The organism is Pantoea sp. ACRSB, assembly GCF_022346905.1.
Lineage (GTDB): Bacteria > Pseudomonadota > Gammaproteobacteria > Enterobacterales > Enterobacteriaceae > Pantoea > Pantoea piersonii.
Genome location: NZ_JAKRNL010000004.1, coordinates 118589 through 140117 on the forward strand (window position 1 = coordinate 118589; position 21529 = coordinate 140117).

Consider the following 21529-nt stretch of genomic DNA (forward strand, 5'->3'; position numbering starts at 1 on the left):
ATGAGGGAATAAAGAAACGTGCCACATTTTTTTAGATGTGGCAGTAGCTATAAGGGATACGACAATTCATCGTATTGATGAAACGCTAGAGATAATCATGCAAATATTCACTCAGACACAGAATAGCCATCGCCTGTCCATAAGGCATCGGTGTTAACGGGATTTGACGGTAGTACTCCAGATCGCTGCCCATTTCAGTACCGAATGAGGCTTGTTTTAGCTCGCCGTCTTCACTGATGTTTGCCGCTACGCCAAGGATAGCTTTTTGCCCAACCACAGCATATTCTCTCGCAATATAACGCTTACGCACCGCCTTAAGAATGCCGTACGCAAAACCGGCTGTGGCAGAACTCTCTAAATAGGACTGCTCATCGTCCAGCAGGGTATGCCAGAGCCCGCTCGAATCCTGCAGCCTGGATAATGTACGGACCTGATGTTCTAATACCTGCAACAGATAACGCCGTGTCGCATCCTGTTCAGGAAGCTGAAGAAGTTCAATAAAATCGGGGATAGCGACGGTAATCCAGCTGTTTCCGCGAGCCCAACGCGCTCGGGAGAAATTGTGATTACCTTCAAAGGTCCAGCCGTGAAACCATAACCCGGTTTCCCTGTCCATCAGGTACTGTATATGGAGCAGGAATTGATACTTAGCCTCTTCAACGAACTCTCGCCGCCCCAGCAGTAACCCTATTTTTGCCAGCGGCATGACCGTCATCATTAAGGTATCATCCCAGAGTTGCTGATGATTTTCCTTATGGATCACCACATGCTGTAACCCACCCTGCTCGGTTCGCGGCATCTCATACATTACCCACTCACCCCAGCGCTCCAGTAGTGGTCTCCAGGCAGGATTTTTAGCCTCTTCGTAACGATATGCCAGCGTCAGTAATGGACAGACAGTATTGACGTTCTTGGTTGGCAGGCCCCGCTGGAGCTGCTCGCTGAACCAGTGGTCTATAACCGACAGCATCTTTTTATCACCCGTCTGCCTGTAATAGTGATAAATAGCATACAGTCCGATTCCATGCGTCCATTCCCATCCCGCAGCCCACCCTTTGGCGTCAATAATGCGACCATCGTCCAGGTGAAGGGCGAACTCGCCGGTAGTATCTTCAATATGAATCAACTTATCGGTTAACTTGTGTATGAGCGAGTGCACGTCATCACGCGCAATAACATGTTCCGCCTGACGCAGCAGCGCGCTATGTTTTACGGCAAAAATAGTCATAAACTTACCCAGCCTGTTGTTCGGGGATTAGAAGGATCTTGATGGCTTCTTTCGAGCCAAAGGCTGCAAAAGCATGCTGCCATTCTTCAAGAGGGAAACGGTGGGTCACAATACCTTCAGCGGTCATCAGCTTTCGGTGGAATAAATCGATAACGGTTTCATAAGTCCCGGGGCTGAGATGGGCGCCGCGGATGTCTAGCTCTTTTCGATCGCCAATAATCGACCAGTCCACAGACGTTTCCCGGCTGAAGACGCTGAACTCAACAAACCGGCCTAATTTGCGGATCATTTGCAATCCCTGGGTCACACCCACAGGATTGCCAGTGGCCTCAATGTAAACATCGCAGCCGTAGCCGTCCGTCAGGGACTTCACCACAGCCACCGCGTCCTCTTCCAGCGGATTGATAACAATGTCTGCCCCAAGGGTTTGCGCCAGCGCCAGACGAAACGGCATCGCATCAATAACAATTAGCTTTTTGGGTGTCTTGAGCTTAATCGCCTGGATCATACCCAGACCGAGGGTGCCTGCACCAGCCAGTACCACCACGTCATTGAACTGAATATCAGCGCGATTTACCGCATGTACCGCACACGAAAATGGTTCTATCAACGCGCATTCTTCCAGGGTCAATGAATCAGGAATTTTGTGCACGCGGCTGGTGGGTTTGAAGAGCATAAAATCCGTCATGCCTCCATCGGCGTCTTCAGCCTGAAATCCATAAATGTCATGTTTTTCGCACATCCAGTACTGGCCGTTGCGGCAGAAGCGACACTTGTCACAAGGAACAATTTGCTCTGCTATTACACGGTCATTTAACTCAACGCCAAAGTGCTCCAGCGCGCCGGGGCCAGCAGCGTATACCGTACCGAAAAATTCGTGACCGGCCACCACCGGTGTTTTGACATAACGAGGGAAGGTTCCATTCCCCCAGAACATCGGAGCTCCGTGAAAACAGTGAAAATCTGAGGCACAGATACCGCACGCACCTATTTTTACCAGCAACTCGTTATGGCCTGGTGTTGGCATATCACCTGTTTCGAGTCGGTAGTCTTCAGGACCGTAATTAACCAGCTTTTTGATTTGCATTTTGGCATAACCCACAAGCGACAAAAGGATGCGAAAACCATAAAATGTTTTCGTAAACATTTCCACATAGCCATCCGTCTTTGTGATGCAGTTAACATCAAATCAAATAAAGCACTTAAAATCATATGATTATGAATCACTCTGAAGAATAACACCCTCCCTCCTCAATGAGACCATAAATCCCCTGAGTTAAAATGTTATCGTTAACATTTACAAAAATGGGAATCCTTCAGGCGTAAAGCCCCCTAAAAGCTTATGAGGAATGGCAGACGTGGGGGCGAGTAATACCTGTAGGCGCGGGCATCCAGATTTCCTGATGTAGCCAGGCTCTTGCTTTTTTGTAGAAACAGATACTGGCTGCGTAAACGTTATAAACCTGACCCAGAAAGGGTTATGAGTGCAATGCCTGCCTTCAGTAACTGGAATTATTGATTATTCTTAAGAAATCCATTAATCATAGTGCGCTCCTGCCAGGGCCTGTCTTCAATTGCGGCGATCAAATTCTCTGCAACGATGGTAGCCCATTGCTTATAATCATGAACCACACAGCAAAAGTAAAAACCATAATCTTCTGCATTGGGAATTTCATCGATTGAGAGAAACTCGACCCCCTTTAACATCCATCGCGTGGCCACATTTTTAGCAGCAAGTGAGATAGCACCGTTAATACCAATAATGGCGTCATAATCAATTTCGTTGGAAGAAAAGTGTGACGTAATAATTTCTTTAGCATGATCGTAACGGTAATCAGCATAAAGACGGGTAATCTCAATATCATCTGCGAGATTTTCACAAATGCTCGACAAACGCTTCTGGGTAATGCGTGAGTCTTTAGGCCCGCCAATAACCAGTACTTTTTTATATGCCTTGTCATTCACAACGGAGGCAATTAGCTCCCCCGCACGTCGATCATTGACATACACTGCGGGCAGTTGCTCATCAAACTGACGGTCAAACTGAATGAGGCGAGTATGCGAACCCTTTAAAACTTTAAGATGACTGGTGTCATAATCAGCGCTGTCACTGATCACCGACAGCACGATCCCTGCTGCTTTATAACCGACCAGCGTGTTGATAGCTTTTGCTTCTGATGCGCGTTCGCCCTGAGTAGTGAATATCATCACTGAATAGCCACGGGTTTCAGATAATTTGCAGAGTTCCTGAATGACATAAGAGTAACTCTGATTAAAGGTATCATCAGCAATAATACCAATAATAGGGCTCTGGACGGTTTTAATATTTTGCGCAAATACATTAGGTATATAACCCATCTCATCTGCAACTTTTATGATCCTTTCACGCGTCTCAGCCTTGACCTTTTCAGGTGAAGTGAAAACGCGCGATACGGTAATACTGCTCACTCCAGCCACTTCCGCCACGTCATTTATTGTAGGTGGTTTGCTTCCATGTGTGTTCATTATTGCTTCAACCTTAAGTCAGTGGTCTCTTTGTACCTGCGCATTTCCAGGACATGATAATTAACAGTAAATGGCGGTTGATGCCAGAGCTTATGGCGGATGTTGAGAGCAACAGCGCTGACATCACTGCTGTTGATGCCTTTGCTGCGGCGTTGGTTTGCTTCTATTGAGATAAACATGTGTCTTTTAAAGTCATAACCAGACATAGCCAGTATTCGCTGCCTTTATGCCAGGGTTGCAAGCGTTCTGCGAAAGACTGGATAAGGATTTCTTCATCCATGTGCGAATCACTAATGAAATACATCCTGTGACGATCCTGTCTTGTTCCCGGAAAAATGACCAGTCGATATGTATGCTGGATGCGATGATAATCAAGCCTGACAGAAGAATCATAACGAAATTAAGGTGAATAAAGCCCAGTTCGCTTTGAGTGAGCAGCGGACGTTACGCTCACGCAAATATAAACACCTTGTTGGAATAGCTTTAAACAGAAATGGTTACAGAAGCGCTCAGGCTTCAAGTGCAGTACGGATGGCAGCTTCCATTTTCTCTGGAGTGGTAATGGGTGCAAAACGCCTGAGCGGTTTGCCGTCACGTCCGATCAGGAACTTAGTAAAGTTCCATTTGATCCGCTCGCCCAGCACGCCGGGCAATTCGTTTTTCAGGTAGCGAAACACCGGGTGCGTTGCGGTGCCGTTGACCTCCACTTTCTCGAACATCGGGAAACTCACACCGTAGTTGATGTGACAAGTCTGCGCGATTTCGTCAGCGCCGCCGGGTTCCTGTTTACCAAACTGGTTGCAGGGAAAACCAAGCACCACCAGCCCCTGGGCGGCGTACTTCTTGTAGAGCGATTCAAGACCTGCGTATTGTGGCGTGAATCCACAATGGCTGGCGGTATTAACCACGATAACCAGCTTGCCAGCATAGTCGGCCATAGAGATGGGCTGGCCACGCAGACTGGTGGCAGTCAGTTGATGAAAGGTGGTCATGTTGAGATCCTCAGAGACGAATAGTTGAACGATTAATCCCCATCGGCCAGATTCACGAGGCGAACTGATAAATTCCACTCAGCTTATTGTTCGCTGCGCTTTTCCAGCATCAGCAACAGCAGGCAGATCACTATAACCGCACCGGGGTTATACAGCATCCCTTCTATAAAAGCTGAAGCATCCTGTCCGGCCTTTTCTTAAACGCCACGCAGTACCATTTTCGCTTTTTGCTCTGTCCTCTCCTGCCCTCCTCTGCTGAGAATGATTACTTAACCTGCTGGATCAAACCGTTGCAACTATACTGACCATTGCAGTTGTAATTTACATACAAGGTTGAACAGGGTGAATTGCCTGATAACAGCCTTACCTATGACCCGCAGGAGAACAAAATGCAAAAGAGTAAAACCTTGAAAGGACTGCTAGCCGTAACAGCAGTAGCAGCGATGTTCAGCACTGTCGGCGTGCAAGCCCAGACGCCAGCGAGCGCCACGCAGACCAGCGCCGCAGGCCAGACCAAATCGAGCACCAGCCTCAGCGCCGGCGACGAAAAAGCGTTAAAGGATATGGCGCAGGCTGATATCAATGAAGTCGCCGCCGCCAAAATCGCGCTGAGCAAGGCCCAAAGCAGCGAAGTCAAAGCATACGCTCAGCAGATGGTCGACGACCACGGCGGTGCCTTGACCAAAGTACAGACGGTCGCCCAGCAAAAGGGCGTAACACTGCCGACTGAGCCAGATGCCAAACACAAGACCATGGCCGCAAAACTTGAAAAGCAGAGCGGCGCCGCATTTGACAAGATGTATATGAAAAACGCCGGCACTATGGACCACAAAATGGTGCTGTCGAAGCTGCAAAGTGACGCCAAAATGATCAAGGATCCGGATGTGAAGGCCGTGGCCGATGCGCACATGCCGGTCGTTGAGCAGCATCTCAAATCTGCGCAGCAGATGCCAATGGCAGCAGGTAAGTAAACAGGTCGTTCGGTAGGCACACGGTTCTGTGATTCAGGCTCCTCATTGTTCAACGTGTTGAAGAACGGAGGATGACCGGTACTGTCAGTGTGCCGATCGATGCTTGCCGATGTGTAGTTGCAAGCTGACACTCACTCTACCTGTTGACGACTGGCATTGACCCAAAGCCGCCGTTCAACAGGCTGCAGGATGCAAATATTGCGAAGGAACGCTTTTGGCACTGAGTGAACCAGGGAGCCATACCCTCTCCGAAGCTCACCTCTCTTCACCTGATGAAGCGCAACCAATCCTCCTGTCAGTCCAAAACCAGCACGACTCGTAGTCCAACTGAAAAGAGACATTGCGAACAAAAACCTTTTATTGTTATGTTATAACATATCAATAATGATTTAACAGAGGTTACTATGTCTACTCCCTTCTCCCTCACTTCACAGGCCGATCGGCGTCTGCCAGTTTGCGTGCTCTCAGGTTTTCTGGGAGCCGGAAAAACGACGCTGCTTAACCATATTCTGAATAATCGCGAAGGGCGTCGCATCGCGGTTATCGTGAATGATATGTCAGAAGTGAATATCGACGCCGCGCTGGTTCGCAACGGCGGCGCATCGCTGTCGCGTACCGATGAAAAACTGGTTGAAATGAGCAACGGCTGCATCTGCTGTACGCTGCGCGAAGATCTGCTGCTTGAAGTGAAAAAACTGGCGGAGGCGGGCCGCTTCGATCATCTGGTAATCGAATCGACCGGCATCGCCGAGCCGCTGCCCGTCGCGGAAACCTTTACTTTTGAAGATGAAGATGGCGCATCGCTTTCCAGCATCGCGCGTCTCGATACCATGGTGACCGTGGTAGATGGTTTTAATTTTCTGCGCGATTACCACTCTGTCGACTCTCTGAACCAGCGTGGCGAATCGCTGGGCGAGCAGGATGCCCGTTCGGTGGTGGATTTGCTGGTTGATCAAATTGAGTTTTGCGATGTGCTGGTGGTGAATAAAACTGATCTTATCAGTGAGGAAGATCGTCAAACACTCTTTGCCACGCTGCGCTCACTTAATCCACGCGCGCGCATCCTGACCGCCCGTTTCGGCCAGGTGCCGCTGGATCAGGTGCTGAATACCGGTCTGTTCGATTTCGACCAGGCCGCGCAGTCGCCGGGCTGGCTGAAGGAGCTACGCGGCGAACACAGTCCAGAGACGGAAGAGTATGGCATTCGCAGTTTCGTTTATCGCGCGCGCCGTCCTTTTCATCCGCAGCGTTTCTGGGAAGTGGTAAACCACCAGCTGACGGGCGTAGTGCGCTCGAAAGGCTACTTCTGGCTGGCAACGCGTCCGGATTATGCTGGGATGTGGTCGCAGGCTGGCGCCGTGGCGCGCCACGGCTACGCGGGGCGCTGGTGGGCAAGCGTTCCTCGCGAGCACTGGCCGGAAGATGCCGACTCTCTTGAGTTTATCGCCAGCCAGTGGCAGGAAGGTGTCGGCGACGCGCGTCAGGAGCTGGTATTCATCGGTATCGATATGGATGAACAGCAGGTGCGCTCGGCGCTGGATGATGCGCTACTGACGGCGCAGGAGATGGCGCGCGGCCCCGGCGGGTGGCTAACTCTACCTGACCCTCTCCCATCATGGTTTGAGGAAGTCACCGGGTAATGACCTGAAACGCTGCGTCAGCCCACAAGGTCAGAACGAAAAGTGATTAGTCGCCCTCTGCTCTGTTTGCTATAACGCGTTATCAACTCATCAGAGGCATACCCTAATGACGCAGCGTATTGCCGTTATCGGCGCAGGTGTACTGGGCTTGTCTGTGGCGCGAATGCTGGCTTTGCAGGGCGCGCAGGTGACGCTGTTCGATAAAAGCGCGCCTGGCGCAGGCACCAGTCAGATCAGCTTTGCATGGGTTAACGCCAACGGTAAAAGCCCGGAAAGTTATCACCATCTTAATGCAGCCGGTATTGAGGCGCATAAGCGCCTGCAACAGATATCCAGCGCGCCCGCGCCCTGGCTGCTGGAAACCGGCACCTGGGAATGGGCGGCTGAACCTGTCATCAAGGCGCAGCTGGAAAAGAGGCTGGCTTCACTTACGGCGCTGGGTTATCCCTGGCAAAGGGTGACGCGTGAAGCGCTGTTGGCGCATTTTCCTGAGCTGCGGCTCGATTCGCGTATTCAGCAGGGCTGGTTTTTTCCTTCAGAATGCCTGCTCTATCCCAGTCTGCTTATTGGCTGGCTGCTCGCCCAGGTGCGCCGCCTCGGCGGCACCGTTATCAGTCAGACAGAGGTGGTGACGCTTTCAGAGCAGCCTGACGGCGCAGCGCTTGAGCTGTCGAACGGTGAGCGGTGGACGGGCGATCGCGTGATTTTAGCTACTGGTCGCTGGTCAGCGGAGCTGTTGAGGCAGCTGGGTCTCGATCTGGCAATGACGGATGCTAACCGGCCAGACAAAATGGCCTGTAGTTTCCTCGCCTATACCGATCCTTTGCCGATCCAGATCAACAGCAATATCATTTCACCTGAGCTTAACGTCAGGCCAGACGGTGGAGGCAGGCTGATCCTGCAAGCACTGGATCTGGATGACTATGCGGATCCGGCCCGTCCGGCAAGCACAGACGGATTAATTGGTCAGGAATTTTTGCGCCGTCTGCGCCGGATGTTTATCCAGACCGAAGGCGCGCGTATTGCGAAGATCGAGGTAGGACAGCGTTCGCGTCCTGCGGATGGACTGCCTGCTGTAGGCTATGCGACTCACCACCAGCGGGTTTATCTGATGGCTTGCCACAGCGGCATGACGCTGGCGCCGCTGTTAGGCGAACTGGTGGCGAACGAGATAATAACGGGCAATCGCTCTCAAATGCTGGCTGATTTCGCGCCTCAGCGCCTTATGACGCCTTTTATCGGTAAAAGCGAGGGCCTGGCCCCCGCTTACCTTCCCGCTGCGCAGTGAGCCTTAGCGGCGGTTTTTCCAGACGGTCTGAATGTTGCAGAACTCATGTACGCCAAAGTGGGACAATTCACGACCGTAGCCGCTCTTTTTGACCCCGCCAATGGTGACACGAGGATCCGATGCGCCGTTGCCGTTAATAAACACGGCACCGGTCTCGATCTGATCGGCCAGACGATCCGCTGTAGCGCTGTTTCCTGTCCAGACCGTAGCGCTGAGACCAAATTCACTGTCGTTGGCGATAGCCAGCGCATGATCGGCATCACGGGCGATAGCGATCGCCGCTACCGGTCCAAACAGCTCTTCACGAAACGCCGTCATGTCTGTTGTGACGTCTGACAGGATAGTGGGCGCGTAGTAGTTGCCTTCCCCTGCGATCTTCTCGCCGCCCAGTACCAGACGCGCCCCTTCGCGCAGAGATCGTTCAACCTGGCTATGCAGCTCATCGCGCAGATCGAAACGCGCCATAGGGCCGAGATAATTTTTCTCATCCAGCGGATCGCCCATGGTTAACGCCTGTACCGCAGCGCTGAAGCGTGCTTCAAACTCATCTGCAATAGCGGCTTCAATGATAAAGCGTTTGGCGGCCATACACACCTGTCCGGTGTTCTGGAAGCGGCCCGTGACGGCTGATTTTACTGCTTCATCAAGATCGGCATCGGCAAGCACGATAAAAGGATCCGCGCCGCCCAGTTCCAGAACGGTTTTTTTCAGGGCAGCGCCAGCCTGTGCGGCAATAGCGGAGCCAGCGCGTACGCTGCCGGTAACGGCGACAGCGGCAATGCGAGGATCTTTGATAGCAGCCGAGACGCCATCGTTATCGATATTGACTGAAGCGAAAGCGCCTTTCGGCAGATCCGTTGCGCTGAACAGCTCCGCCATCAGCGTTGCGCATCCCATCACATTCGGGGCATGCTTCAGCACATAGGTGTTCCCGGCGAGTAGCATACCCACAGCGCCGCGCAGTACCTGCCAGAACGGGAAATTCCACGGCATAACGGCCAGGATGGTACCGACAGGCTTAAAGCGCTGCCAGGCATCTGGCACCTGCGTCGGCTGATCTTCCAGCATCGCGGGGCCATGTTCTGCATACCAGTCACTGAGGTTTGCGCATTTAAGGATCTCGGCGCGTGCCTGAGCAACAGGCTTGCCCATTTCAAGGGTGATCATGCGCGACAGCTCAGGTTCGCGCTGACGCAGCTGTTCCGCCAGCTGACGCAGTACCTTAACGCGCGATGCGATATCTGTATTGCGCCACTGCTTAAAGGCAGCAGTGCTGGCAGCAAGCGTGCTGTCCAGCTCAGCCAGAGACTGCATAGGATAGCGAGCCAGAATTTCACCGTTGGCAGGGTTTTTTGAAACAGCGTAATCGGTCATGGGTGCCTCTCAGAATGCGTTTGGACTATGGGATTTAAACTACGCCTCTAAGGTGATGATGAAAAATGAATAATAGTGAGCAACTTCTTTTCATATTCTGAACATAACCGCTATGCCGATTTCAGCCTGTGCAGATCGAGCGCTGATCTGAAGATCGGTTATCCACATATACAGAGAGAAGATCCTAATAAACGATCATAAAGAGATCTAAAAGAGATCCTAAGAGATCCCCGATCGTCGCAGGCCGCACCCCGCAAGGGCTGAGAAGGTGATCCCGTTCACTATAATCAGTAAAGAGTTCACTGTAATCAGTACTTTATTCACTACACACTGTAGAATGTTCACTATAAACAGTGATAGTGTTCACTGTAATCAGAATACGATCCCTTTCATCTACAGAATGAAGATCTCATGCTATGGCAGATAAAGAGAGTGAAAACAAAGCGTTACTTGAACCTTTTCTGTCGGTGACCAAAAACAGCGGTGAAGTTATTCAGCTTCATCCAAACAAGAATAATACTGTTCAGCCCGTCGCATTGATGCGTCTGGGACTGTTTGTCCCGACACTGAAATCAACGGCGCGCGGTAAGTCAGGCGCAATGGCCTCTACTGACGCGACAAAAGAGCTGAAGAATCTGTCATTAGTGAAAGCCGAAGGCTACGAAAAGATTACCATTACAGGCGCAAGGCTGGATATGGATAACGATTTCAAGACCTGGGCAGGCATTATTCAGTCCTTCTCCCGTTATCCCACCAAAGGCGATACCGTAACCCTGCCCTTTATTGATTTCGTCAAGATGTGCGGCATTCCTTCTGCCAACTCGTCAGCGGCGTTGCGTAAAAGGCTGGATGCTTCTCTGCGCCGAATTGCTACCAACACGCTATCTTTCGAAGGCAACGGTAAGGCTTACCATACGCACCTCGTGCAGTCGGCCTACTATGACCGGGAAAAGGATGTGGTCCGCATTCAGGCCGATCCCAAGCTGTTTGAGCTCTACAATTTCGACCACAAAGTTCTGCTGCAGCTCAGGGCTATATCACGGCTGAAGCGCAAAGAATCTGCGCAGGCGCTCTATACCTTTCTTGAAAGCCTGCCAACCAACCCAGCCCCTATTTCGCTGGCGCGCCTGCGTATGCGCCTGAATCTTGGTTCTAAAACCACGACGCAGAACCACGTAGTACGCCGCGCGATGGAACAGCTGAAGGAGATCGGCTATCTCGACTATTCCGAGGTAAAACGCGGTCGCTCAGTCTTTTTTATCATCCACAGCCGCACGCCAAAACTGGATGGAATCAGTACGCTGGAGAGTATCGACGCTCTCGACGAGATCGATTTCGATGAGTCATAAGCAACGCCCACTGTAATCAGTGGGCGGTAGGTGGCACTGTCACTTTTTAGCCAAAACGTGACAGTGGCCTCTTCCTGATTATGTTCACTGTAATCAGCAGCAGGCACCATTCACTGTAATGAGCAACATTCACTGTAATCAGTACAGCATCAACCCGACAGCAATTCTCTCAGCCTGGTTTCCCGTGTTTTGTTCTATATAATACATGCACTTATAAGATAGTTAGCGCTTGCTTACATTCTTGGCCTCTTTCTTGCGTTCTTATAAATGCGGTCTACACTGATTACAGTGAATATGATGCGCCGCAGCTCTACGCTGTGGTTTTGCTGATTACAGTGAATCTGTTAAGGCTGGCATTTTATGGCTCTTTCACTGATGGCTGGTAATATCACCGTTTAACCTGTTGAATTAAAATGAGTTTTTCGGGAAGTGGCTAAGGCTGAACTTCATCTTGCTGATTACAGTGAATGTTTGAGTCGCAAGTCCTGTAAAACGTGACAGGGTTCGTTGCAGCCACTGATTACAGTGAACGTTCCAGCTATTTCAGCCCAAATGTGCTGCACATTTAGCCTGTTTACTGAATGCAGTGAATCCTGACGGCGTTCTGTTAACGTTTGATGGCTTTCTGATGATCGTTATCTGCCCGTACTGATTACAGTGAATGGTGGGCCATCGTTAACGCGCTACCGTTTACCCCCCTTTTTACTCTCTATAGTGAATCATTGGCGTCTCTTTCCCGCCCTCTCAACCTCACTGTCTAACGCCCTGCAGGGAGCTGCGGACTCGCGTACCGGCATAGCGACGGTGAGGCTGAACTACAGAATACAGTGAATGTTCTCTCTCTCTTCGCAGTAAATATCTTCTGCTTTGCTGATTACAGTGAATGTTTGCCGCGTGCAGCCATCTGAGCAGCTTCCCTGCCGTTTTAAAACCCTGTGGGCTTACTGATTACAGTGAACATTAGCGGGCAATGCTGATTACAGTGAATCTTCTGCTGAATACAGTGAACGTTTTGTTCTTACAGAGAGCCTGCTACTGATTACAGTGAATGTTATGCCTCGTTGTTTGTCACGGACTCTCCGTTACTGATTACAGTGAATGTTTTGAGAGACTTTTTACTGATTACAGTGAACGTATAGCCTGAATCCAGAGAAAATGTTATGTCGGGTTCCATCGACATATTGGCTAATAGCGTCTTGCTTACTGATTACAGTGAATGAATTGCTGACTACAGTGAATCCTTTTTACTGCCCTGCCCCGGCTCTTCCTTTTGCTATTGCTGATTACAGTGAATATTTGCAGCAACTCATTATCATGCGGTCCATTTTGGACTAAACATCTATTTCGTAATGTAAGATATTTTCTTGCCCGTTATGCAGGATTTATGTATAAAGTCACAAATCCTACATGTGTGGAGCAAGTATGGCTAACGACGAAAAGCAGGTGCTGAAGGTCGCACAACGGTCTGAGAGAATGCTGCTGAGCCTGACCGAACAGATTCAGGCGCAAAAAGAAGAGCTGCATGAGAATACGTTTTACCAGGTTTATGCCAAAGCTGCGCTGGCGAAGCTGCCCAAGCTGACGCGTGCCAGCGTCGATTATGCTGTTAATGAGATGGAAGAAAGCGGCTATCAGTTCGACAAACGCGCCGCAGGCAGCTCAACCAAATACGCGATGTCGATAGAAAATATCATCGATATCTATCACCACCGCGGTGTTCCTAAATACCGTGATCGCCATCCGGAAGCCTATACGATTTTTGTCGGCAACCTTAAGGGCGGCGTTTCCAAAACGGTTTCCACCGTTTCTCTCGCTCATGCGCTGCGGGCGCACCCTCATCTGCTTTATGAAGATCTACGTATTCTGGTTATTGACCTGGATCCGCAGTCCTCGGCGACCATGTTCCTTAATCATGAACGTTCAGTAGGGATTGTCGAAGCCACAGCCGCGCAGGCGATGCTGCAAAATGTAAGTCGCGAAGAGCTGATAAAAGAGTTTATCGTGCCATCGATTATTCCTGGCGTTGATGTGCTGCCTGCTTCAATTGATGATGCGTTTATCGCTTCGCGCTGGGATGAGCTTTGTGCTGAGCATCTGGCTGGTCAGAATGTGCATGCGGTGCTGTATGAAAATGTCATTGCTAAACTGAAAAAAGATTATGACTTTATCTTTATCGACAGCGGCCCACATCTGGATGCTTTTTTGAAAAACGCTATTGCGGCATCCGATCTGCTCATGACGCCCGTTCCGCCGGCGCAGGTTGACTTCCACTCCACGCTTAAATATCTGACGCGTCTTCCTGAACTGATCGACATTATCGAGCAGTCCGGCGCCCCCTGTCGTTTGCAGGGCAATATCGGCTTTATGTCCAAGCTGTCTAATAAAGCAGACCACAAGCTCTGCCATAGCCTGGCGAAAGAGATATTTGGCGGCGATATGCTGGACGCCGCTCTGCCGCGTCTTGATGGTTTCGAGCGCTGTGGCGAATCTTTTGACACCGTTATCTCGGCAAACCCTTCCACCTACGTCGGCAGTAGCGAAGCGTTAAAGAATGCGCGTTCCGCTGCTGAAGATTTTGCGAAAGCGGTTTTTGACCGTATTGAATTTATTCGCCTGAACTGAGGTCGCTATGAGTGCAAAAAGAATTACTATCGGCAGAACCTTTAGCCAGACGCCTGTCCAGACTGACGTGTCATCAGACGCGCCGACGCAAACTTTCGTTCTCTCTACCGGCAAACGCGCCGTGTTTCGTCTTGAGCGGATTGAAGCCCGCGACATTGAAGATAAAACTTTTGTAGTGCTGGAAACCAACGGACGCGACCAGGCTGGCCTGACGCCGGATTCGTTGCGCGATATTATTCGCACCATCAAACTCCAGCAGTTTTTTCCCGCTATCGGCGTAAAGCGGGGTGAACGTATTGAAATCCTGGACGGTTCACGCCGCCGCGCTGCCGCGCTCTACTGTAAGACCGGACTGGATATTCTGGTTTCTGAAACGGCGATTACCACTGAAGAAGCGCGTAAGCTGGCGCAGGATATTCAAACCGCACGCGAACATAACCTGCGTGAGGTTGGCCTGCGTTTGCTGTCGCTGAAAAATGGCGGCCTGTCACAAAAAGAGATTGCGGAAAGTCAGGGCCTGTCGCAGGCGAAAGTGACGCGAGCTTTGCAGGCGGCCAGCGTGCCCGCAGAGCTGATTTCACTTTTTCCCAACCATTCGGAACTGACCTATCCCGATTATAAGGCGCTGCTTATGGCCGCTGATAAACTCTCTGAGACAGGTCAGCCGATTGAGCGTTTAATCGAAACCGTTTCAATGGATGTGGATAGCATTTGTGCGCGTGACGGACTGGCGGCGGATGAGGTCAAAAACCATATCCTTCGACTGGTTCGCAATGGCAGTCAGACGCTTATTGCGTCGCCTGCAAAAGAGAAACCTGTTTCGGAAAATCTCTGGACCTTTGCGGATAAAGACCGTTTTGCCCGCAAAAAAATTCGGGGCCGTATGTTTAGCTACGAATTTAACCGTCAGTCTAAAGAACTTCAGGAAGAGCTCGACAAAGTAATCGCTGATACCTTGCGCAAATATCTTGGCGATCAGTAAGCCTGCGATCCGGGTAAGCCCCTGCCCGGATTTCCTCTCTCCCCTTTCCCTTCCTCGTTTCTTCGCCATCAGTTTTTCGGCGCTAACTGCCTGTTTTAAAGCTTTTTCTGCCAAAATTTCAGGCTGAAATCGCCAGCTATTTCACCTCTAAAAAGTAAATCGATTTAAGCGTACCCTGTCTGGTTCCCTCTCATTCCATGATATTTTCTTGCGTACCCTGATATGGCTCTCCAGTGAGATTTCATATGTATTTAATTGAATTTAAAAGGAAATTGAAAAGAATTTCAGGGTGAAATCGCCAGGGAGTGCTGGTTTAGAATGAAAGATTGCCCTTGTTACAGGGCAAAGGATTATTTTTTATCGGCAGACCATGTTGCAGAGCGTACTTCAACTTTAACGGGCAAGAGCTTCGCTTGTGTAAACGCGTCTGCCAGCTTTTGCTGCTCTGAAAAAACGTTGTCTGTCATGCGTTCCGCTCCGTAGGGCAGACGCGTCAGCGTAGTTCGCCAGATGGCCTTGTCCAGGCCAGTAGACTGCGCCAGTATCGCCGCCGCTTCATCCTGATGCTGGTTCGCCCAGTCGCTCAGCGTACTAAGTTCGTCCAGCACTTTTTTTGCCGTTTCAGGTTCGCTGTCTGCAAACTTGCGGCTGGCGAGATAAAAAGTGTAATGAGGAACGAGTCCCTCTGCATTACGCACCTGGCGAGCGCCGGTGCTGGCTTCCACCTCTGCCAGATAGGGATCCCAGATAACCCAGGCATCTACCGCGCCTTTTTGAAAAGCGGCGCGTGCATCGGCAGGCGGTAGGTAAACCGGCGTAATATCTTTATAAGTCAGCCCCGCTTCTTTGAGGGCGGCAATCAGCAGATAGTTAACGTCCGAGCCTTTGTTCAGGGCTACGCGTTTACCCTTAAGATCTTTAACGCTATGAATAGTGGAAGCAGAAGGCACCACAATGGCTTCAGTTTTGGGGTTGGCGGGTGAATGGCCCAGATAAACGAGATCGGCTTTTGCCGCCTGAGCAAAGGCGGGCGGCGCATCGCCAGTAGCGGCCAGATCAATACTGCCAACATTCAGCCCTTCCAGCATCTGAGGCCCGGCAGGAAACTCAACCCAGCGAAGGCTAATACCCTCTTTTTTAAACGCTGTTTCCAGCGTGCCGCGATATTTAAGCAGTGCAAAAATATTCGCTTTCTGATAACCGATAGTCACCTGTTGAGGTGCTGCCTGACTCGTGGCGGCCAGCGAGCCGAGCGCAAAAAATAGTATGCCTGACGTTAATCTGTTTATTTTCATTTCTCTGTCTCCTTTTTAGCCCACCTTAACAAAGAGCTTATATAACCAATAAATAACGAATTACTTTGGCTTATTCTTAAGGGGCATAGTAGTCAGACAGGTCGGAAAGACAGAAATAAGGGAGTGACAGCAAGTGAATATCGCGGCCTCGTAAAGCGAGAAAAGCGGATTCAAGATTAGTTAGCACGTTAATAATTTGTAGTAATAATCAAAGAGCATTCCTCATTGCCTTCTGTCAGGATACCGCCCAAAAATGCCTGTCTGAGGTTCATTCACTGTATGAAGTGGTTTTCAAAAAGCGCGCTCCTGTTTTCTGGCAAAACTTGTCTGGCCGCGTTTTTAGCGCTCTATATCGCTTTAGAACTCAACCTTGATAAGCCAGCCTGGTCGCTGACTACGGTCTATGTCGCATCACAGCTCTATTCCGCTGCGACTATCTCCAAATCTATTTTTCGTTTCCTGGGGACGCTGCTGGGCGGGCTTTTTGTCTTGCTCATCTACCCGGCCACGGTACAGGATCCAATGCTGTTTAGCCTCTGCATCTCGCTGTGGGTCGCGCTCTGTCTTTATCTGTCACTGCACGATCGGACGCCCAAAAGCTACATATTCATGCTGGCGGGATACAGCGCAGCGATTATGGGTTTCCCTGACGTGACGGCACCGGCTGAGATCACCTATACGGTTATATCGCGTATTGAAGAAATCAGTGTTGCTATCCTCTGTAGCAGTCTGGTGCATCGGCTGATTATGCCGGTTTCGATGAGCAGCATGCTGGAGCAAAGCGTTAGCATCTGGTATCAGAACGCCAGGAAACTTTGTGCCGAGCTGATTACAGTGATGCCCAGAGAGAAATCGCTGGAGCGTGAAGATATCCTGATCCAGATGGCGAATTATCCGCTGAACGTTGAAACGATGATTACCCACTGCGTCTATGAAGGGGAAGCGGCGCGACGCCTTATCAGGCTTGTCAGCGTTCAGTATCAGCATCTCTCCTACCTTATTCCTACGCTTACGGCTATCGAAGCCCGGCTCAGCTTGCTGGCGGAACAGCATATCCGCTTTCCTGAATATGTCGCGCAGTCGTTTCAGCACTTTTTGCAATGGCTGAACAGCACAGACCATAGCGGTGAGACGCTGGCGATTAACGCATCATTGATTGCCGCGCAGCAGCAATTGAAAGCGGACTGGGAAAAATGCGAGCTACCTGTTGAAGAGAGCATTCTGCTCACCGGTCTGCTGGAGCGGCTGCTGAATTTTGTCCGCATCTCGGAGGCTTACCAGACGGTAGGCGAGCGCGTTAGCGATCTGACCCCCAGCGCTAAACCCGGCAAAATGGCGCGCAGCCATAAACACGTCGATAAAGGCATGCTGCTGCTCTCCTGTCTGACGGCCTTTCTTGCCACCTTTCTGACCTGCCTTTTCTGGATTGGCAGCGGCTGGGTAGACGGGGCAACCGCTCCGATGATGGCGGCCGTTCTCTGCTCCTTCTTCGCCGCGATGGACAGTCCGCTTGCGCCAATGAAGATTTTTCTCAAGGGGGTAGTGGTAGCGATTGGTGCCAGCATGCTTTACACCACGTTACTGATACCGGAAGCGACCTCTTTCGAAGCGCTGGTACTCTGTCTGGCGCCTGGGCTAATGGCACTTGGACTGGTGATTGCTAACCCTTCAACCAATTTGATTGGCTTAATCGTGGCAACGCAGATCCCAGGCCTGATTGGCATGAGCCACCATTTTAAGCCTAACCTGCTGCTTATAGTGAATGCTTCACTCTCGACGCTCGCCGGGATCACCGCAGCTGTTATTGTGACAGCAGTGATCCGCAATAAACGTCCCGCCTGGACGGCCAAACGTGCGCTGCGCAAAGGGTTAAAGGAGTTGCTGCAGTTCATCACCGCCGTTGAACTCAACAGTGCCTCGCTGCTGATGCGCCAGCAGTTTGTGGCGCGGACGCTGGATAAGGTCAATATTATCCTGCCGCGTAAGCGTATCGATAATGATGCCGAGCTTGCGGCAGGCGGCAATTTGATTACCGAAGCCTGGCTGGGCGCTAACTGCTATGACTTTTATGTGCGCCATCAGCAGCTACTGGCAGAACAAGGCATCAGCAGCGACAGGTTTTTTGGTGAGCTGCGCCTGTTCCTTAAAAACCGCATCAGACTATTACAGGCTCAGCCGCATCATGCGCTGCTTGAGGAGTTGAACAGCCTGCTGGTGGCGCTGGAAGCGCTGGCGCAGCGCGACAGTAGCTTTTTCGCGCCCCTGCTGTACCTGTTCAACGTGCGGCTCTCGCTGTTTCCACAGGCCCGCTGGCCGCAGCAGGCGTAACAAGCGCTTTAGCTCATTCAAAACAGTCACTCCGGTGGCTGTTTTTTTTGCGTTAAAGCTGTGGCCTGACATAAAAAAGGCTGAGCTGGTCTGATAACAGGCATACTGTGAACAGTGACAAAGGAGGCAATCATGAAGACGATAGGCTTAATCGGGGGCATGTCCTGGGAATCGACCGCCCTCTACTACCGGATTTTAAATGAAGAAGTTAAACGCGCGCTTGGCGGTCTGCATTCGGCGCGCGTTGTGCTTTACAGCGTAGATTTCGATGAAATAGAGAAGCTGCAAAGCTCCGGGCGCTGGGACGAAGCGGGACATCAACTGGCACAGGCTGCACAGGCTCTGGCGCGTGCAGGCGCAGAATTACTGGTGCTGGCAACTAACACCATGCATAAAGTCGCGCCGCATATTCAGCAGGCGGTCGCTGTTCCTTTACTGCATATTGCCGACGCGACGGCGGAGCGCATTCAGGAGCATCATCTAAAAAAGGTCGGTCTGATTGCCACTCGCTTTACCATGGAAGAGGCGTTTTATCAGGGGCGGCTGACAGATGCATACGGTCTGGAGGTCATAACGCCCGACAGCGAAGATCGCGCCTTTATTCATCGGGTAATTTATCAGGAGCTATGTCTGGGTATTATCAATCCTGAATCCCGGATGCGCTTTCGCGAGATAATGACTGGCCTCGCTGCAAAGGGTGCCGAAGGCATCATCCTTGGCTGCACAGAAATAACCATGCTGGTTACAGCCGAGGATGCCAGCGTGCCGCTGTTTGATACCACGCTAATTCATGCGCAGAGTGCTGTTCAACATGCCCTCAGGGAAAGTGGGATGTGATCCAGATCGCACTTTTTGTTAGGATGATAATAGTAACAATGGTTATTATAACTTTCATCGAAGGCATGTTGCCTCGCACTAACAAAAGAAGGATTTTGACCATGAAAAACGTAAAAACTCTCGCTCTTGCTACCGTCGCCGCACTCTCTATGATTTCGTTTGGCAGCTTCGCCGCAGAAAGCATTTCTGCACACGGCAGCACGCTGGACAGCGCAGAAGCTCATATCGCGGCGAAAGCGCAGGCTGAAGGCGCATCAGGCTACAAAATTACCAGTGCGCGCGCCGAAGACGGCGTTTATATGACCGCAGAACTCTATAAATAATGGATGGTCGTACAGGGATGTGCCAGAAAAGGCTGCCGCAAGGCAGCCTTTTTTGTTATCTCCATTTAGCGGTTGCGTCAGGGTTAATAGGGTGAGCGGGTAGGGCGCATCACAATTTCGCTGACATCGACATCATCAGGCTGCTCTATGGCGAAGCGTACTGCGCGACCAATGGCGGCCGGCTGTAAAGCGATAGCGCGGTAATCGTTCATCAGCGCTGCGGCGGCTGGGTCAGTAATGGTCGTGGCCAGCTCGCTTTCCACCACGCCAGGATGGATACAGGTCACGCGCAGTTGGGTATTCTCCTGCCGCAAACCGTCTGAGATCGCCCGTACGGCAAACTTGGTGGCGCAGTAAACCGCTGCGGTAGGGGAGACGCTCAGCGCGCCAATAGAGGCGATATTAATGATATGGCCCGCTTCACGCGCCAGCATCGGTGGCAGCACCGCGGCGATGCCATACAGTACGCCTTTAATATTGACGTCAATCATCTGATCCCACTCGTCCACCTTCAGGGACGCCAGCGGCGACAGCGGCATGACGCCTGCGTTATTGATCATCACGTCTATCTGCCCCCATTTTTGCAGCGCGACCTCGGCAAATTGCTGCACAGAGACGCGCGAAGTCACATCAAGCGCGGCAACCGCCACTTCAGCGCCTTGCTGCTCAAGTTCAGCCGCCAGCGCCTGTAAACGATCGACGCGGCGCGCGCCCAGCAGCAAAATCGCGCCGCTCGTCGCCAGCTCGCGTGCGATACCCGCGCCAATACCACTGGATGCGCCGGTGATTAAAATCACTTTCTTACTCATGGTTTCGCTCCTGTCGTTAAGTCTCTGGCGATCTTATGCCTGCTGCTTTATAAAGAGAATCCACCCATTCCTTACGTAGCTGGTAACAGAGGCTAACCAATGATGCTGGATAAAAACGCGCTGGAGGTTTTCGTCACGCTGGCGCAAACGCGTAACTTCCGCGTGGCGGCAGAAAAGCTGGGTGTGACCCGACCGGCAATTAGCCAGTCCTTAAGACGCCTGGAAGATCGGCTACAGATTTCGCTGATTCACCGCACCACGCGCAGCCTTAGCCTCACCGAAGCGGGTGAAAGGCTCTATGCCGAGGCGGCGCCAGCCATATCGCAGCTTAATCAGGCGGTGGTAGATATCAGCGCGCTGGCGGGCGAGCCACGCGGGCTGCTGCGTCTGGCGGTCTCTTCTATTGCCGAACGTTTTATTAACGGCGAGCTGCTGGCGGCGTTTCTCATCCGCTATCCGCATATTGAGCTGGATATTTCGGTTACCGATGAAGAGTTCGATATCGTGGCGCAGGGCTATGATGCTGGCGTCAGGCTGGGAGAAATTATCGCCCAGGATATGATTGCGGTGCCGGTCTCTCTGCGTCAGCGACAGATAGCCGTAGCCTCGCCCGCTTATCTGGCGCGTTATGGTACGCCGCGCCATCCTCACGAACTGTTGCAGCACTGCTGTATCGGCTGGCGACGCGAGCCGGGCGTCGCGCCTTATCGCTGGGAGTTTGCGGAAGAGGGCAGAGAATTTGATGTCGCGGTCAATGCGCGGCTGAATACCAATGATATGGGCATTATGATCCGTACTGCCTGCGCGGGCGGCGGCATCGCCTTCGGTCTGGAAGAGACATACCGGCCCTATATCACGCGCGGCGAACTGATACCGCTGCTGACAGAGTATCTGCCGGAGTTCGCCGGATTCTATCTCTATTTCCCTAGCCGGAAAAATCTGGCGCCCAAGCTACGGGCGCTGATCGATCATATGAAGATTTGAGT

General features: G+C 51.4%; 17 protein-coding genes. 10 read left to right on the top strand and 7 right to left on the bottom strand.

Features of this window, described 5'->3' with window-relative positions:
* Window positions 1–85 precede the first annotated feature (85 nt).
* From MHZ89_RS13780 to MHZ89_RS13795, 4 genes are all read right to left on the bottom strand, one after another.
* Window positions 86–1228: a glycoside hydrolase family 88 protein gene (locus MHZ89_RS13780; protein ID WP_311783452.1), complete on the bottom strand. Its 1143-nt coding sequence runs from the start codon at window positions 1226–1228 to the stop codon at window positions 86–88.
* A 4-nt stretch (window positions 1229–1232) separates the two neighbouring features.
* Window positions 1233–2315 carry an alcohol dehydrogenase catalytic domain-containing protein gene (locus MHZ89_RS13785; RefSeq protein ID WP_311783712.1) on the bottom strand — a complete coding sequence of 361 codons (1083 nt, stop codon included), beginning with the start codon at window positions 2313–2315 and terminating at the stop codon, window positions 1233–1235.
* 425 nt (window positions 2316–2740) lie between these two features.
* Window positions 2741–3733 (bottom strand): LacI family DNA-binding transcriptional regulator, encoded by a 993-nt coding sequence (locus MHZ89_RS13790; protein WP_311783453.1) that lies wholly within the window; start codon window positions 3731–3733, stop codon window positions 2741–2743.
* 509 nt (window positions 3734–4242) lie between these two features.
* Window positions 4243–4725 (bottom strand): glutathione peroxidase, encoded by a 483-nt coding sequence (locus MHZ89_RS13795; RefSeq protein ID WP_311783454.1) that lies wholly within the window; start codon window positions 4723–4725, stop codon window positions 4243–4245.
* A gap of 389 nt (window positions 4726–5114) precedes the next feature.
* On the opposite strand from MHZ89_RS13795, the gene MHZ89_RS13800 reads away from it, so the two are divergent.
* The 3 genes from MHZ89_RS13800 to MHZ89_RS13810 all read left to right on the top strand — a co-directional run bounded on the left by MHZ89_RS13800 (window position 5115) and on the right by MHZ89_RS13810 (window position 8624).
* Window positions 5115–5696 (top strand): DUF4142 domain-containing protein, encoded by a 582-nt coding sequence (locus MHZ89_RS13800; RefSeq protein WP_311783455.1) that lies wholly within the window; start codon window positions 5115–5117, stop codon window positions 5694–5696.
* Window positions 5697–6100: 404 nt separating this feature from the next.
* The gene (gene zigA, locus MHZ89_RS13805) at window positions 6101–7336 is read left to right on the top strand and encodes a zinc metallochaperone GTPase ZigA (RefSeq protein ID WP_311783456.1); all 1236 of its coding nucleotides are present in this window, start codon (window positions 6101–6103) and stop codon (window positions 7334–7336) included.
* 106 nt (window positions 7337–7442) lie between these two features.
* A complete protein-coding gene (locus MHZ89_RS13810; RefSeq protein WP_311783457.1) occupies window positions 7443–8624 on the top strand; it encodes an FAD-binding oxidoreductase in 1182 nt (393 codons plus the stop codon).
* A 3-nt stretch (window positions 8625–8627) separates the two neighbouring features.
* On the opposite strand, the gene MHZ89_RS13815 is transcribed toward MHZ89_RS13810, so the two are convergent.
* Complete coding sequence (locus MHZ89_RS13815; protein ID WP_311783458.1) at window positions 8628–9998, bottom strand: aldehyde dehydrogenase family protein; 1371 nt, start codon at window positions 9996–9998, stop codon at window positions 8628–8630.
* A gap of 416 nt (window positions 9999–10414) precedes the next feature.
* Between MHZ89_RS13815 and MHZ89_RS13820 the strand changes: the two genes are divergently transcribed.
* The 3 genes from MHZ89_RS13820 (at window position 10415) to MHZ89_RS13830 (ending at window position 14951) form a co-directional block, all read left to right on the top strand.
* Complete coding sequence (locus MHZ89_RS13820) at window positions 10415–11347, top strand: RepB family plasmid replication initiator protein (RefSeq protein ID WP_311783459.1); 933 nt, start codon at window positions 10415–10417, stop codon at window positions 11345–11347.
* 1422 nt (window positions 11348–12769) lie between these two features.
* Window positions 12770–13969, top strand: a complete 1200-nt coding sequence (locus MHZ89_RS13825; protein WP_311783460.1) for an AAA family ATPase — start codon at window positions 12770–12772, stop codon at window positions 13967–13969.
* 7 nt (window positions 13970–13976) lie between these two features.
* Window positions 13977–14951, top strand: a complete 975-nt coding sequence (locus MHZ89_RS13830; RefSeq protein WP_311783461.1) for a ParB family protein — start codon at window positions 13977–13979, stop codon at window positions 14949–14951.
* Window positions 14952–15301: 350 nt separating this feature from the next.
* On the opposite strand, the gene MHZ89_RS13835 is transcribed toward MHZ89_RS13830, so the two are convergent.
* Window positions 15302–16246, bottom strand: a complete 945-nt coding sequence (locus tag MHZ89_RS13835) for a sulfonate ABC transporter substrate-binding protein (protein ID WP_311783462.1) — start codon at window positions 16244–16246, stop codon at window positions 15302–15304.
* A 279-nt stretch (window positions 16247–16525) separates the two neighbouring features.
* Between MHZ89_RS13835 and MHZ89_RS13840 the strand changes: the two genes are divergently transcribed.
* From MHZ89_RS13840 to MHZ89_RS13850, 3 genes are all read left to right on the top strand, one after another.
* Window positions 16526–18574: an FUSC family protein gene (locus MHZ89_RS13840; RefSeq protein WP_311783463.1), complete on the top strand. Its 2049-nt coding sequence runs from the start codon at window positions 16526–16528 to the stop codon at window positions 18572–18574.
* Window positions 18575–18706: 132 nt separating this feature from the next.
* A complete protein-coding gene (locus MHZ89_RS13845; protein ID WP_311783464.1) occupies window positions 18707–19411 on the top strand; it encodes an aspartate/glutamate racemase family protein in 705 nt (234 codons plus the stop codon).
* 101 nt (window positions 19412–19512) lie between these two features.
* Window positions 19513–19734, top strand: a complete 222-nt coding sequence (locus MHZ89_RS13850) for a YdgH/BhsA/McbA-like domain containing protein (RefSeq protein ID WP_126690584.1) — start codon at window positions 19513–19515, stop codon at window positions 19732–19734.
* An 83-nt stretch (window positions 19735–19817) separates the two neighbouring features.
* On the opposite strand, the gene MHZ89_RS13855 is transcribed toward MHZ89_RS13850, so the two are convergent.
* A complete protein-coding gene (locus MHZ89_RS13855; RefSeq protein WP_311783465.1) occupies window positions 19818–20543 on the bottom strand; it encodes an SDR family oxidoreductase in 726 nt (241 codons plus the stop codon).
* A gap of 99 nt (window positions 20544–20642) precedes the next feature.
* On the opposite strand from MHZ89_RS13855, the gene MHZ89_RS13860 reads away from it, so the two are divergent.
* Complete coding sequence (locus tag MHZ89_RS13860) at window positions 20643–21527, top strand: LysR family transcriptional regulator (RefSeq protein ID WP_311783466.1); 885 nt, start codon at window positions 20643–20645, stop codon at window positions 21525–21527.
* The last annotated feature ends 2 nt before the right edge of the window (window positions 21528–21529 follow it).

What these genes read in the sequence shown, in the direction of transcription:
- MHZ89_RS13780 (WP_311783452.1), bottom strand. Translation starts at nt 1,228, where the DNA reads ATGACTATTTTTGCCGTAAAACATAGCGCGCTGCTGCGTCAGGCGGAA.
- MHZ89_RS13785 (WP_311783712.1), bottom strand. Translation starts at nt 2,315, where the DNA reads ATGCAAATCAAAAAGCTGGTTAATTACGGTCCTGAAGACTACCGACTC.
- MHZ89_RS13790 (WP_311783453.1), bottom strand. Translation starts at nt 3,733, where the DNA reads ATGAACACACATGGAAGCAAACCACCTACAATAAATGACGTGGCGGAA.
- MHZ89_RS13795 (WP_311783454.1), bottom strand. Translation starts at nt 4,725, where the DNA reads ATGACCACCTTTCATCAACTGACTGCCACCAGTCTGCGTGGCCAGCCC.
- MHZ89_RS13800 (WP_311783455.1), top strand. Translation starts at nt 5,115, where the DNA reads ATGCAAAAGAGTAAAACCTTGAAAGGACTGCTAGCCGTAACAGCAGTA.
- zigA (WP_311783456.1), top strand. Translation starts at nt 6,101, where the DNA reads ATGTCTACTCCCTTCTCCCTCACTTCACAGGCCGATCGGCGTCTGCCA.
- MHZ89_RS13810 (WP_311783457.1), top strand. Translation starts at nt 7,443, where the DNA reads ATGACGCAGCGTATTGCCGTTATCGGCGCAGGTGTACTGGGCTTGTCT.
- MHZ89_RS13815 (WP_311783458.1), bottom strand. Translation starts at nt 9,998, where the DNA reads ATGACCGATTACGCTGTTTCAAAAAACCCTGCCAACGGTGAAATTCTG.
- MHZ89_RS13820 (WP_311783459.1), top strand. Translation starts at nt 10,415, where the DNA reads ATGGCAGATAAAGAGAGTGAAAACAAAGCGTTACTTGAACCTTTTCTG.
- MHZ89_RS13825 (WP_311783460.1), top strand. Translation starts at nt 12,770, where the DNA reads ATGGCTAACGACGAAAAGCAGGTGCTGAAGGTCGCACAACGGTCTGAG.
- MHZ89_RS13830 (WP_311783461.1), top strand. Translation starts at nt 13,977, where the DNA reads ATGAGTGCAAAAAGAATTACTATCGGCAGAACCTTTAGCCAGACGCCT.
- MHZ89_RS13835 (WP_311783462.1), bottom strand. Translation starts at nt 16,246, where the DNA reads ATGAAAATAAACAGATTAACGTCAGGCATACTATTTTTTGCGCTCGGC.
- MHZ89_RS13840 (WP_311783463.1), top strand. Translation starts at nt 16,526, where the DNA reads ATGAAGTGGTTTTCAAAAAGCGCGCTCCTGTTTTCTGGCAAAACTTGT.
- MHZ89_RS13845 (WP_311783464.1), top strand. Translation starts at nt 18,707, where the DNA reads ATGAAGACGATAGGCTTAATCGGGGGCATGTCCTGGGAATCGACCGCC.
- MHZ89_RS13850 (WP_126690584.1), top strand. Translation starts at nt 19,513, where the DNA reads ATGAAAAACGTAAAAACTCTCGCTCTTGCTACCGTCGCCGCACTCTCT.
- MHZ89_RS13855 (WP_311783465.1), bottom strand. Translation starts at nt 20,543, where the DNA reads ATGAGTAAGAAAGTGATTTTAATCACCGGCGCATCCAGTGGTATTGGC.
- MHZ89_RS13860 (WP_311783466.1), top strand. Translation starts at nt 20,643, where the DNA reads ATGATGCTGGATAAAAACGCGCTGGAGGTTTTCGTCACGCTGGCGCAA.